At 40.0% G+C, this 12,591-nt stretch carries 13 protein-coding genes, 2 rRNA genes and 1 riboswitch (1 of these 16 only partly in view); of the genes, 13 read left to right on the top strand and 2 right to left on the bottom strand.

Translation table 11 applies throughout. The annotated features are described in order from the left end of the window. From QFZ31_RS19655 to QFZ31_RS19645, 3 genes are all read left to right on the top strand, one after another. Nucleotides 1–175 (top strand): 23S ribosomal RNA (locus QFZ31_RS19655) (it extends 2,763 nt beyond the left edge of the window). 78 nt (nucleotides 176–253) lie between these two features. Next, nucleotides 254–369 (top strand): 5S ribosomal RNA (gene rrf / locus QFZ31_RS19650). A 489-nt stretch (nucleotides 370–858) separates the two neighbouring features. Further along, nucleotides 859–1,755 (top strand): fumarylacetoacetate hydrolase family protein, encoded by an 897-nt coding sequence (locus tag QFZ31_RS19645; RefSeq protein ID WP_307306082.1) that lies wholly within the window; start codon nucleotides 859–861, stop codon nucleotides 1,753–1,755. 54 nt (nucleotides 1,756–1,809) lie between these two features. Here QFZ31_RS19645 and QFZ31_RS19640 read toward each other — a convergent pair whose 3' ends face one another. Together QFZ31_RS19640 and QFZ31_RS19635 are read right to left on the bottom strand one after the other, a co-directional pair. Beyond that, nucleotides 1,810–2,799 (bottom strand): translocation protein TolB, encoded by a 990-nt coding sequence (locus QFZ31_RS19640; protein ID WP_307306080.1) that lies wholly within the window; start codon nucleotides 2,797–2,799, stop codon nucleotides 1,810–1,812. Beyond that, a complete protein-coding gene (locus QFZ31_RS19635; protein ID WP_307306077.1) occupies nucleotides 2,775–2,987 on the bottom strand; it encodes a hypothetical protein in 213 nt (70 codons plus the stop codon). Before QFZ31_RS19635 ends, QFZ31_RS19640 begins: the two co-directional genes overlap by 25 nt. Before the next feature lie 216 nt (nucleotides 2,988–3,203). On the opposite strand from QFZ31_RS19635, the gene QFZ31_RS19630 reads away from it, so the two are divergent. The 10 genes from QFZ31_RS19630 to purF all read left to right on the top strand — a co-directional run bounded on the left by QFZ31_RS19630 (nucleotide 3,204) and on the right by purF (nucleotide 12,585). Next, the gene (locus tag QFZ31_RS19630) at nucleotides 3,204–3,746 is read left to right on the top strand and encodes a DUF2179 domain-containing protein (protein WP_306075118.1); all 543 of its coding nucleotides are present in this window, start codon (nucleotides 3,204–3,206) and stop codon (nucleotides 3,744–3,746) included. Beyond that, entirely contained in the window at nucleotides 3,743–3,940 is a 198-nt protein-coding gene (locus tag QFZ31_RS19625) for an NETI motif-containing protein (RefSeq protein ID WP_307306073.1), read from the top strand. The genes QFZ31_RS19630 and QFZ31_RS19625 overlap by 4 nt, the downstream gene beginning before the upstream one ends. A gap of 85 nt (nucleotides 3,941–4,025) precedes the next feature. Next, nucleotides 4,026–4,127: riboswitch (purine riboswitch) on the top strand. Nucleotides 4,128–4,305: 178 nt separating this feature from the next. Then, the gene (gene purE, locus QFZ31_RS19620; RefSeq protein ID WP_306075120.1) at nucleotides 4,306–4,794 is read left to right on the top strand and encodes a 5-(carboxyamino)imidazole ribonucleotide mutase; all 489 of its coding nucleotides are present in this window, start codon (nucleotides 4,306–4,308) and stop codon (nucleotides 4,792–4,794) included. Further along, nucleotides 4,787–5,935, top strand: coding sequence for a 5-(carboxyamino)imidazole ribonucleotide synthase (gene purK / locus QFZ31_RS19615; RefSeq protein WP_307306068.1), 1,149 nt, complete (start codon nucleotides 4,787–4,789; stop codon nucleotides 5,933–5,935). The genes purE and purK overlap by 8 nt, the downstream gene beginning before the upstream one ends. Then, nucleotides 5,932–7,230 carry an adenylosuccinate lyase gene (purB, locus tag QFZ31_RS19610; protein WP_307306067.1) on the top strand — a complete coding sequence of 433 codons (1,299 nt, stop codon included), beginning with the start codon at nucleotides 5,932–5,934 and terminating at the stop codon, nucleotides 7,228–7,230. The genes purK and purB overlap by 4 nt, the downstream gene beginning before the upstream one ends. A gap of 120 nt (nucleotides 7,231–7,350) precedes the next feature. Then, nucleotides 7,351–8,064 (top strand): phosphoribosylaminoimidazolesuccinocarboxamide synthase, encoded by a 714-nt coding sequence (gene purC, locus QFZ31_RS19605; RefSeq protein WP_307306065.1) that lies wholly within the window; start codon nucleotides 7,351–7,353, stop codon nucleotides 8,062–8,064. Beyond that, complete coding sequence (gene purS / locus QFZ31_RS19600; protein WP_063254695.1) at nucleotides 8,057–8,311, top strand: phosphoribosylformylglycinamidine synthase subunit PurS; 255 nt, start codon at nucleotides 8,057–8,059, stop codon at nucleotides 8,309–8,311. The genes purC and purS overlap by 8 nt, the downstream gene beginning before the upstream one ends. Next, nucleotides 8,308–8,991 carry a phosphoribosylformylglycinamidine synthase subunit PurQ gene (purQ, locus tag QFZ31_RS19595; protein WP_307306063.1) on the top strand — a complete coding sequence of 228 codons (684 nt, stop codon included), beginning with the start codon at nucleotides 8,308–8,310 and terminating at the stop codon, nucleotides 8,989–8,991. Before purS ends, purQ begins: the two co-directional genes overlap by 4 nt. After that, nucleotides 8,975–11,203 carry a phosphoribosylformylglycinamidine synthase subunit PurL gene (gene purL / locus QFZ31_RS19590; RefSeq protein ID WP_307306061.1) on the top strand — a complete coding sequence of 743 codons (2,229 nt, stop codon included), beginning with the start codon at nucleotides 8,975–8,977 and terminating at the stop codon, nucleotides 11,201–11,203. The genes purQ and purL overlap by 17 nt, the downstream gene beginning before the upstream one ends. Then, complete coding sequence (gene purF / locus QFZ31_RS19585) at nucleotides 11,179–12,585, top strand: amidophosphoribosyltransferase (RefSeq protein ID WP_307306058.1); 1,407 nt, start codon at nucleotides 11,179–11,181, stop codon at nucleotides 12,583–12,585. The genes purL and purF overlap by 25 nt, the downstream gene beginning before the upstream one ends. Nucleotides 12,586–12,591: the final 6 nt, after the last annotated feature.

Below are 12,591 nucleotides of genomic sequence, written 5' to 3'. Positions count from 1 at the left end.
TGTGCGGACGGGATAAGTGCTGAAAGCATCTAAGCATGAAGCCCCCCTCAAGATGAGATTTCCCATAGCGTCAAGCTAGTAAGAACCCTGAAAGATGATCAGGTTGATAGGTCAGAGGTGGAAGCGTGGTAACATGTGGAGCTGACTGATACTAATCGTTCGAGGACTTAACCAATTTTTAAAAGCGAACTCGTTTTACAAACTTCTTCTGAAATTATCTAGTTTTGAGGGAATGAAACCTCAAATTAAATAGTCTGGCAATAATGGCGAGAAGGTCACACCCGTTCCCATACCGAACACGGAAGTTAAGCTTCTCAGCGCCGATGGTAGTTGGGACTTTGTCCCTGTGAGAGTAGGACGTTGCCAGGCACACGAAACACAACCTGATAAGGGTTGTGTTTTTTTGTGTTGTCCAAAAGGAAAAATTAGGATAGATAATATGGTAAATAGAGAATCGTGCCCGTGAGGCGACACTTTTAGAGAAGAGGGTAACGAATAATAATTTTCGTACTTTTAGTTAAATCCTTTTAAGTGCCTTTTATTTATAGGAAAAGGAATCATAACCACTTTTGACTCCCTCATCAAAGGATTTTTAGCACAGGAGGTAAGCAAAGACTTGTTTTGATTCCCATAACACTAACTTTTCAAAAATCAAGGGAACCAAAGCTCGCTTTTGACTTCCATAAGCTCAATTTTTCAAGAGAAGAGGGAATCAAAAACCTTTTATAGATTTATGCACCTGATCTATCCCTTCCTAAGTCATTCTTCCATAATTAAAAGAAAAAGAAGGATAACTAGGATGGAATAGAGAAATCAGATGTTACTAAACTAACCTAAATCAAGGAGGAAAATGATTCAATGAAACTAGTAACGATAGAAAAAGAAGGTAAATTTGTGTTAGGTGTAAAGATAGAGAACGGCATAATTGACCTTGAAGAAGCATTAAAAGAGGTACCTAATAATCACGTACATACAAATATCATGGATGTTATCGCGGGTGGTCATGAAGTTATTTCTGCACTCCAGGATTATATTACAAATCTGCCAACTGAAAATAAATCAACCTATATTAAAAATGAAGAGGAAGTTAAGTGGGGACCATGTGTCACACAACCGAACAAGATTATCTGTGTAGGTTTAAATTATCGCAAGCATGCGGATGAAACAAAGTCTCCATATCCAGAAGTACCTATATTATTTAGTAAATTTAATAATTCATTAACAGGACATAAATGTGAGATAGCTGTGCCAAAAGTGACGCAAAGGTTGGATTATGAGGTTGAATTAGCCGTTGTAATTGGAAAGGAAGCGAAGTATGTAAATAAGGAAAATGCTTTAGATTATGTATTTGGTTATTGTACAGCTAATGATTTATCAGCACGCGACCTGCAGAAAAGGACACATCAATGGTTACTTGGTAAAACATGTGACGACTTTAATCCAATAGGTCCATATCTTGTTACAGCTGACGAGGTCGGTGATCCTAACAATTTACAATTAAAAACTTATGTGAATGGAGAAAAACGTCAGGATTCCAATACATCTGATATGATTTTTTATGTAGATGAAATTGTAAGCTATATTTCGCAGCACATGACTCTTACACCTGGTGATGTCATTCTAACTGGAACTCCAGAGGGGGTTATTGTAGGCTACCCATTGGAAAAACGAATTTACTTAAAACCTGGTGATGTGGTAACTGTTGAAGTTGAAAAATTAGGTACACTAACCAATAAGTTAATTGAAGAAAAATAATTTTGGAGTAAGAGCCAGGCATTAAGGACTGTCTGGCCCTCCCATGATGTCAAGTTACCTCCCCGTATATAAGCTAAACACCTCATCCCAACTCCATTTTTCATAATAGGAACTCCCGAGATTGATATTCTTTATCCAAACCATCTCTCCAGATTTATAGGTTTGAAAAATCATAACATCTGCTTTCTTTCGGTCAGTTCTAGTCCAGATCAAATTATTTTTAACGATTTCTGGTCTGAAATCTCCATCTTTCTCTGAAGGAACTGTTAATTGGGTTTGTTTATTATCTGATAGACTAATCTTATATAGGCTTGGCAATGCTCTTTCGCTCAAGTCCTCAGAACCATTTTCCTTCGAACGAGATACGATTATGGTTCGATTATTTTGCCACGTCAAATCACGATCGACAAAATCCCTTGGGGTGAGAGTCATATTTTTCATAGAAGGGACTTTTAAAACCCTCGATCTTTTATTAATCGTTGCTTCTCGCCCAATCCCACTTACATACCCCAACAATCCATTATATGGAGCCCATTGGAACCAAGCCGATTCAATTAACATTTCATCCATCTTTCGGAATGTTTTTCCATTAGCTGATAGTACACATAATGTATTACCATCAGCTGATAAGGAAGCGGTAGGGATTAACAAAAAGCTAATCCACTTCTTATCATTTGACCATTTAAATTCACTAGTAGAAGCAAATATTTCATTTTTACCTATCTTAACGTTATATAAATGGTTCACAGCAGGCTTTTCTTTTTTTCTCAAGATAACTTTTGATAAGATGATATCTGAATGAAATTCAGGACTTTTTTTAGTTGATATAAGAAATCCTTTGCCGGATGGCAGCCAAGAGAAGTTTTCTATATCCTTCGCTATAGGCGTAAATAGACCTAATTGACTGGTATGTAAACTAAAAAGATTTTTTGCAACTTGGACTCCAAGTGAGTTTTCATTCGGAGACCATTGAAAATTAACTCCAACATTTTCTTTCACCTTATAATGTCTATTGCTCTTTACCCTGTAGAGCCAGAGATCCATAATATCCCCTTCCTTGGCTCCCTTACATAACCCGTATCCGTAATCTTTATTTCTTTATCCTTTATTTTTAACCATAGAAGATTGTCTCTTACAAAAGAGGCTTTCAAATTTTCTTTAGGTTCTGCTCTGGCAGCAATCGGAAGGAAGGTAAATATCAGAAAAACTAATAATAGTATCTTTTTCATCATAAAGTCACCAGCTTATTATTTTAAATCTTATTATTTCCAATAAAAGGAGTAGAGTATGTATTTAGGTCAAAGATCAAAAAGAATAATAGTAAAATAATACTAGGCTCTGACCTGTCAAATGGCAGGTCTTTTTTAAATGAAATGAAAAGTTCCTTAAAAAAGGGTAAACTAACAAATACAACTATAAATGGGCAAAAGGAGAACAGGAGGGTATAGATGTTAGAGAATGGATTTATGATGGTAGTGATTATTTTACTTATTAACATTGTTTATGTTTCATTTTTTACGATAAGAATGATTCTAACGTTAAAAGGTCAGCGTTATTTGGCAGCATTCTTGAGTATGATAGAAGTGGTTATCTATGTTTTAGGTCTTGGACTTGTTTTAAATAACTTAAATGAAATTCAAAACCTAATTGCTTACGCCGTTGGATATGGGATCGGTGTCATCGTAGGAATGAAAATTGAAGAAAAGCTGGCATTAGGCTATATTACCGTAAATGTGATTACAAAGGAATACGATAAAAACTTACCTAAAGTATTAAGAGAAAAGGGATTCGGGGTGACCGACTGGGCTGCTCATGGGCTCGAGGGAGATCGAATGGCTCTTCAAATATTAACACCAAGAAAATTTGAACTTAAATTATATGAAACGATAAAAGGTTTGGACCCAAAAGCATTCATCATCTCCTATGAACCTAAGGCGATTCATGGCGGGTTTTGGGTGAAATCTGTGAAAAGAGGGAAATTATTTTCATGAGTAAAAAGAAAATGCAATTTGAAGTACAAGAAAATGAAAGCATTGAAGCTTGTCTAGAGCGGATGAAAAAACAAGGGTATATACCGGTTCGCCGAACGGAAAAACCAATTTTTCAGGAGGTAGTTAATGGAAACATTACTTCCTATGAACCGGTCGGAAGGCAGATTGTATTTGAAGCCATCAGTGCTGAGTAAAAACGAACAATAGTTTTTATAGAAATAAAATCGTTCGTTTTTATTGACCATTTGCGTCTGAAAATGTAATATAAAGGTGTAAAAAAAATATATAACGTAACACCCTCGTATAATAATGGGAATATGGCCCGTAAGTATCTACCCAATTACCGTAAATGATTGGACTATGAGGGGAAGTGGAAAAATGCCGGAAACGTTAACACGTTTCATGGTCATTTACTGTGCCGATATCAGCCCGGACAGACTGCTTTCTCTCATTTCATGAAATTGGGGAAGTATCTGTTTTGGGCTTTTTATATTGGTAAAGTAAGAAGGGCGTAAGCGCCTTGTTCAGGGGCTGGATTTAGAGACAAAGGGGAGAGAATATGAATCCAATTATAGCGGTAATAATGGGGAGCAAATCCGATTGGGAAACGATGAAGCATACCTGTGAAATCCTTGACCGATTAGAGGTTCCATATGAAAAAAAGGTGGTTTCAGCACACCGTACTCCTGATTTGATGTTTGAATTTGCTGAGAATGCTAGAGTAAGAGGAATTAAGGTAATCATCGCAGGTGCTGGCGGTGCGGCTCATCTGCCAGGTATGGTGGCGGCAAAGACGACATTGCCTGTAATTGGGGTTCCTGTTCAATCGAAGGCGTTGAATGGAATGGATTCTCTTTTATCGATTGTACAAATGCCTGCTGGGGTACCGGTTGCAACAGTTGCGATTGGTAAGGCGGGGGCAACCAACGCGGGTTTACTGGCAGCCCAAATTGTATCGATTAATGATTCGAAAATACAAGAAAAACTAGAACAAGTCCGCTTGGAGTCCAAAATGACGGTAATAGAAAGTAGTGATCAGCTTGTCTAATAAAACTATTTTACCGGGTCAGACAATAGGAATCATTGGCGGCGGTCAGTTGGGAAGAATGATGGCTCTTTCTGCAAGAGCAATGGGTTATCGAATTGCCGTATTAGACCCGGTTGAAGATTCGCCTTGCGGCCAGGTGGCGGATTATAAGGTAATTGGGGATTATGATGATTTAGAGGCGATAAAGAAACTAGCTGAAATAAGTGATGTCATTACCTATGAATTTGAAAATATTGATGCTGCGGCGCTTGAATGGCTTTGCAATCATGCATATGTGCCTCAGGGAAAGAGTTTACTTGAAGTTACTCAGGACCGAGTGAAAGAAAAAGGTGCGATTGAAAATGCTGGGGTCCAGGTGGCACCCTATGCAGTCATCAATTCTCTGAATGACCTTCATGAACAATGTGAACAGCTTGGCTATCCCGTTGTATTAAAAACAGCACGAGGTGGCTATGACGGTAAAGGGCAAGTGGTTCTAAAAGGCCATCAGGATATTGAAAAGGCTCAAGTACTTCTTGAAAACGGACAATGTATCCTGGAAAAATGGGTTTCTTTTACGAAAGAAATTTCCGTCATTATCACAAGAAATTCAAATGGTGAAACAAAGGTATTTCCGGTTGGAGAAAATATTCATCGTGATAATATACTTCACCAGACTATTGCTCCTGCGCGTATTAGTAAACAAGCTGAGGAGAAGGCCATTCAATCCGCGATACAACTTGCAAATACTTTTGGGCTGGTAGGGACACTGGCGGTTGAAATGTTTTTAACAGCGGGGGATATCATTTACATAAATGAACTCGCTCCTAGACCGCATAATTCAGGGCATTATACGATTGAAGCTTGTGAAACATCACAATTCGAACAGCATATCAGGGCTGTGTGTAACCTGCCCCTTGGGAAGACAGAGCTATTAAAGCCTGCGGTCATGGTTAATATATTAGGGGAGCATGTTCAAAACGTGTTAGATAAAGTAACAAACATTCGAGATTGGAAAGTTCATTTATATGGTAAAAAAGAGGCAAAACTAAAAAGAAAAATGGGGCATGTAACGATTTTATGTGATTCTGTTGATATTGCCCTTGAAGAAGTGAATACTAGTTACATTTGGGAAGAAAAAAGTCTGGAGGCAAAAAGATGATTGATCGTTATACAAGACCTGAAATGGGTGCGATTTGGACAGAGGAAAACCGCTTTAAGGCCTGGTTGGAGGTTGAGATCCTTGCATGTGAGGCATGGGCAGAGTTAGGTGAAATTCCGAAAGAAGACGTAAAGAAGCTGCGAGAAAATGCATCCTTCAATATTGACCGGATTAAAGAAATCGAAGAAGAAACACGGCATGATGTTGTTGCTTTTACTCGCGCAGTATCCGAGACATTAGGGGAAGAGCGCAAGTGGGTGCATTACGGTTTAACTTCTACGGATGTTGTTGATACCGCTCTTTCTTACTTGTTAAAGCAAGCGAATGAGATTATCCGGAAGGACCTTGAAAACTTTATTGATATCCTAAAGAACAAAGCGATTGAACATAAATTTACCGTGATGATGGGACGTACGCACGGGGTACATGCTGAACCGACTACTTTTGGATTAAAGCTTGCTCTATGGTATGAAGAGATGAAACGGAACCTAGAACGATTTAATCAGGCAGCAACTGGTGTTGAGTTTGGGAAAATTTCCGGTGCAGTTGGAACGTACGCGAATATCAACCCGTTTGTTGAACAATATGTGTGTGAAAAACTGGGTACACAGCCTGCACCAATCTCAACACAAACCTTGCAGCGTGACCGCCATGCACACTATATGTCAACGATTGCTTTAATTGCGACTTCTATTGAAAAGTTTGCGGTAGAAGTACGCGGATTGCAAAAAAGTGAAACACGTGAAGTAGAAGAGTTTTTTGCAAAAGGACAAAAAGGATCATCTGCCATGCCTCATAAGCGTAACCCAATTGGCTCTGAAAATATGACCGGTTTGGCACGAGTGATTCGCGGTTATATGATGACAGCCTATGAAAATGTTCCACTTTGGCATGAGCGCGATATTTCACACTCTTCTGCAGAGCGGATCATTTTACCTGATGCAACGATTGCCTTGAACTACATGTTAAATCGTTTCGGAAACATCATTAAAAACCTAACTGTCTATCCGGAAAATATGAAACGTAACATGGACCGTACACTAGGATTAATATACTCGCAGCGTGTTCTCCTTGCGTTGATTGATAAGGGATTATCGCGCGAAGAGGCTTATGATACCGTTCAGCCAAAAACAGCGGAATCATGGGAAAATCAAGTGCCATTCCGTGGTTTAATAGAAGAAGAGCCAAAAATTACAAGCTTGCTTTCAGCTGAAGAAATTGCAGACTGCTTTGATTACAACTATCACCTGCAGCATGTTGACACCATCTTTGAACGATTAGGATTGAACAGCTAAAAGGAAAAGCGGAAGCGTCGCCTAGGCGCTAGAGCTAGACAAAAAATGAATATAGGGGTGCTTTAGCACCCCTTACTTATCTAGAAGATTCCCAATATTGCGAAATAGGAGTGATTCTTAATGAAAGAACTTCTCTATGAAGGTAAAGCAAAGCGAATTTTTAGCACGGATGATCAACAAATTGTTTTGATTGCATATAAGGATTCGGCAACAGCTTTTAACGGGCAAAAGAAAGCTGATATTACTGGTAAAGGGCGTTTAAATAACGAAATTACTAGTTTGCTATTTTTAAAGCTTAAGGAACAGGGAATTGAATCGCATTTCATTGAAAGAATTTCTGAAACTGAGCAGCTGGTTAAAAGGGTAGAAATCATACCGCTAGAGGTTGTTGTTCGCAATATCGCTGCCGGTAGCCTTTCAAAGCGATTAGGAATCGAAGAAGGTAAGGCATTAACAAAGCCGCTCGTAGAGTTTTATTTAAAAAATGACGACCTCGGCGACCCGTTATTAACCACTGACCATATTTACGAATTGAACATAGCAACAGAAGAGGAACTAAGCACCTTAAAAGAGAAAGCACTAAAAATTAATACAGTTTTATCAAGCTTTTTTAACGACTTAGGAATTAATCTTATAGACTTCAAACTTGAGTTTGGAAAAGACGCTGAAGGCAGCATATTATTAGCAGATGAAATTTCACCAGACACTTGTAGACTTTGGGACAAAAAGACAAATGAAAAGCTCGATAAGGATGTATTCCGTCGCGACCTTGGTAGTTTAACAGAAGCGTATGAGACTATTTTAGCCAGATTAGGGGGAAAACAGCATGTTTAAGGTAAAGGTATATGTGACGTTAAGAGAAAGTGTATTGGATCCACAAGGTAAGGCAGTAACTCATTCACTGCATTCATTAAATTATCCAGAAGTATCCGATGTACGAATCGGTAAATATATGGAACTAACGATTGAAAAGTCAGAGCGCGACCTTGATGAAGTGATCAATGAGATTTGCAGCAAGCTATTAGCAAATACAGTCATTGAAGACTACCGTTATGAAGTAGAGGAGTGTGTTCCTCAGTGAAGTTTGCAGTTATCGTTTTTCCAGGGTCTAACTGTGACGTTGATATGTACCATGCGATTAAGGATGAACTTGGTGAACAGGTTGAATATGTGTGGCATGACACTGAGAACTTAGATGAGTTTGATGGAATCTTACTTCCTGGCGGTTTCTCATACGGTGATTATTTACGTACAGGAGCGATTGCTCGTTTTAGTAAGGTAATGAAGGCAGTCGTAAAAGCAGCAGAAGCAGGAAAACCAGTTCTAGGTGTCTGCAACGGATTTCAGATTTTATTGGAAGCAGGATTACTGCCTGGGGCCATGAGACGAAATGAAAGTCTTTCATTCATTTGTAAACCGGTTGAATTAAAGGTAGTGAACAATCAGACGATGTTTTCTGCTGCCTATACAGAAGGGGAAACCATTTCAATCCCTGTCGCTCATGGTGAAGGAAACTACTATTGTGATGAAGAAACGCTCGCTAAGCTTAAAGAAAATAACCAAATCGTTTTTACTTACCAAGACAACCCGAACGGAAGTTTAGAAGATATAGCAGGAATTATCAATGAAAAAGGAAATGTCCTTGGGATGATGCCACACCCTGAAAGAGCCGTTGATGAGTTATTAGGCGGAGCAGATGGACTAAAATTATTTCAATCGATTGTAAGAAGCTGGAGGGAAGCAAATGTTGTTAAAGCATGAACCAAGACCAGATCAAGTAAAGACAGAAAAACTTTATCAGCAAATGGGCTTATCCGATGAAGAATTCACCCAGATTGAAAACATTCTTGGCCGGACACCAAACTACACAGAAACAGGCCTATTCTCAGTTATGTGGTCTGAGCATTGCAGCTATAAAAACTCTAAACCAGTCCTAAGAAAATTCCCAACGACAGGTGAGCGTGTTCTTCAAGGTCCTGGGGAAGGCGCCGGAATTGTCGATATCGGCGACAACCAAGCAGTTGTGTTTAAAATCGAAAGCCATAACCACCCATCAGCCATCGAGCCATATCAAGGGGCGGCTACCGGTGTTGGCGGCATTATCCGTGATATTTTTTCAATGGGTGCCCGTCCTATTGCTCTATTAAACTCACTTCGTTTCGGTGAACTGGATGAATCTGCAAGAGTACGTTATCTATTTAAAGAAGTTGTTGCCGGAATTGCTGGCTACGGTAACTGTATCGGAATTCCGACAGTTGGCGGCGAAATCCAATTTGAACCATGTTATGAAGGCAATCCGTTAGTAAATGCCATGTGTGTAGGCTTAATCGATCATAAAGATATTAAAAAAGGTCTTGCCCAAGGTGTTGGCAATACAGTGATGTATGTGGGAGCGAAAACAGGCCGTGACGGCATTCATGGTGCAACCTTTGCTTCTGAGGAATTAACAGAGCAGTCCGATGAAAACCGCCCAGCGGTTCAAGTGGGCGACCCATTCATGGAAAAGCTTTTACTAGAAGCCTGTCTTGAGTTGATTCAATCAGATGCCCTTGTCGGTATTCAGGATATGGGTGCTGCGGGATTAACAAGTTCTTCCGCTGAAATGGCAAGTAAAGCGGGAATGGGTATTGAAATGAACTTAGACCTCGTTCCTCAGCGTGAAACAGGTATGACTGCTTATGAAATGATGCTTTCAGAATCACAAGAGCGTATGTTGATTGTTGTTACAAAGGGAAGAGAACAGGAAATCAAAGATCTATTCACAAAATATGACCTTGAAGCAGTTGCGATTGGTACAGTAACTGATGATAAAAAACTACGTTTGCTGCAACACGGCGAAATCGTGGCAGATGTTCCAGTGGACGCTCTAGCTGAGGACGCACCAGTTTACCATAAGCCATCAAAAGAACCAATTTACTATCAAGAATTCCAAGCACTAGATGTTGAAGTTCCACAAGTTGAAGATTTAAATGAAACATTGAAACAACTTCTTAGCCAGCCTACAATTGCTAGCAAGGAATGGGTGTATAACCAATACGACTATATGGTACGTACGAATACAGTGGTTGCACCTGGATCTGACGCCTCTGTAGTCAGAATCCGCGGAACCAAGAAGGCATTGGCGATGACGACTGATTGTAACTCACGCTATGTATTTTTAGACCCTGAAGTTGGCGGGGCAATTGCAGTTGCTGAAGCAGCACGAAATATTGTTTGTTCGGGCGCGGAGCCATTAGCGATTACTGACAACCTCAACTTTGGAAATCCAGAAAAGCCAGAAGTGTTCTGGCAAATTGAAAAAGCAGCAGATGGAATTAGCGAGGCTTGCCGAGTTCTTAATACTCCTGTTATTGGCGGTAACGTCTCTTTATATAACGAAACAAGCGGAACAGCGATTTACCCAACACCGGTAATCGGAATGGTTGGGTTAGTAACAGATCTTGATCATATTACGACTCAGAACTTTAAGAATGGCGGCGACCTTATTTACTTAGTTGGAGAAACCAAGCCTGAGTTTGGAGGCAGTGAGTTACAGAAACTGCAAAACGGACGGATTTTCGGTAAAGCTCCAGAACTTAATATTCAACTAGAAAAAGAAAGACAGAATCAAGTGTTAGCAGCGATTCGTGCAGGAGTGGTTCAATCGGCACACGACCTTTCTGAAGGCGGGCTAGGTGTAGCGGTGGCTGAAAGTCTTTTTGGCCAAGAAAAGCTTGGGGCAGCTATCACGATTGAAGATAACCCAGTAACTGCATTATTTAGTGAAACACAATCCCGTTTCTTATTAACTGTGAAAAAAGAACACCAAACAGAGTTTGAAAGTTTAGTAGCTGCCAAATTGATTGGTGAAGTAAATGATACAGCCTTATTAAAGGTTAGGCTTGAGAATAACACGATTTTAGAAGCTTCTGTAAACGAATTGAAGGATGCCTGGAAAGGAGCTATCCCATGCTTGCTGAAATCAAGGGATTAAACGAAGAGTGCGGAGTCTTTGGTGTCTTTGGACATCCAGATTCTGCACAGCTTACCTATTACGGACTCCATAGCCTGCAGCACCGCGGCCAAGAGGGTACAGGGATTGTGGTATCCAATGGAGAGAAGCTTAGAGTTGTAAAGGGTGAAGGACTAGTTTCAGAGATTTTCACAGCAAACGTGATGGAAGAATTAAAAGGTACATCTGCGATTGGGCATGTTCGTTATGCGACAGCTGGGGGCGGCGGTTATGAGAACGTCCAGCCCTTACTGTTCCATTCCCAAACTGGAAGCCTGGCACTTGCTCATAATGGGAATTTAGTAAATGCCAATTTCTTAAAACATCAGCTTGAAACACAAGGGAGTATCTTCCAAACCAGCTCTGACACAGAAGTATTAGCTCATTTAATTAGGAGAAGCGGGTATCCCCAGTTGAAGGATCAGGTGAAAAATGCGCTTTCGATGTTAAAAGGAGCCTATGCCTATTTAATTTTAACAGAGAAGGAATTAATGGTTGCTCTTGACCCTCATGGATTAAGACCACTTTCGCTTGGCTGTCTTGGAGATGCCTATGTGGTGGCTTCTGAGACCTGTGCCTTTGATGTTGTTGGAGCAGAATACATCCGCGATATCAGACCTGGAGAATTATTAATCATTAATGAAGAAGGAATCACCTCAGAACAATTTGCGTTCAATTCGACAAAGTCCATTTGTACAATGGAATATGTTTATTTTTCAAGACCTGATAGTAACATCCAAGGAATCAATGTTCATACAGCTCGAAAGAACATGGGAAAAAGATTAGCGGTTGAAGCTCCAATTGAAGCGGATGTCGTAACAGGAGTTCCGGATTCTAGTATTTCAGCGGCCATTGGTTATGCGGAAGCAGCTGGAATCCCCTATGAGATGGGATTAATTAAGAATAAATATGTCGGCAGGACCTTCATTCAGCCAACTCAATCATTACGTGAGCAAGGGGTAAAGATGAAGCTGTCAGCGGTTCGCGGTGTCGTTGAAGGTAAACGTGTTGTCATGGTTGATGACTCCATTGTTCGTGGTACAACGAGCAGAAGGATTGTCAGCTTGCTAAAAGAAGCAGGAGCTACTGAAGTGCACGTGGTCATCAGTTCACCTCCAATAAAAAATCCATGTTTCTATGGAATTGATACATCATCGAAAGAAGAATTAATCGCTTCAGATAAATCAGTGGAAGAAATTAGACAGTTGATTGGTGCTGATTCCTTAACGTTCCTAAGTACCGAGGGGATGGTAGGGGCGATTGTCAAAACCGAAGGAACAGAAGGTTTTTGCCTCGGTTGCTTTACTGGTAACTACCCAACTGAGATTTATCCAGATACACTCCAATATTACTACCAAAAATAGGAGGGA

The sequence above is a fragment of the Neobacillus niacini genome, assembly GCF_030817595.1.
In the GTDB taxonomy this organism is placed as follows: Bacteria; Bacillota; Bacilli; order Bacillales; family Cytobacillaceae; genus Neobacillus; species Neobacillus niacini_G.
Note: the sequence above shows the minus strand (reverse complement) of the source record. Positions and strands in the feature narration are given on the sequence as shown.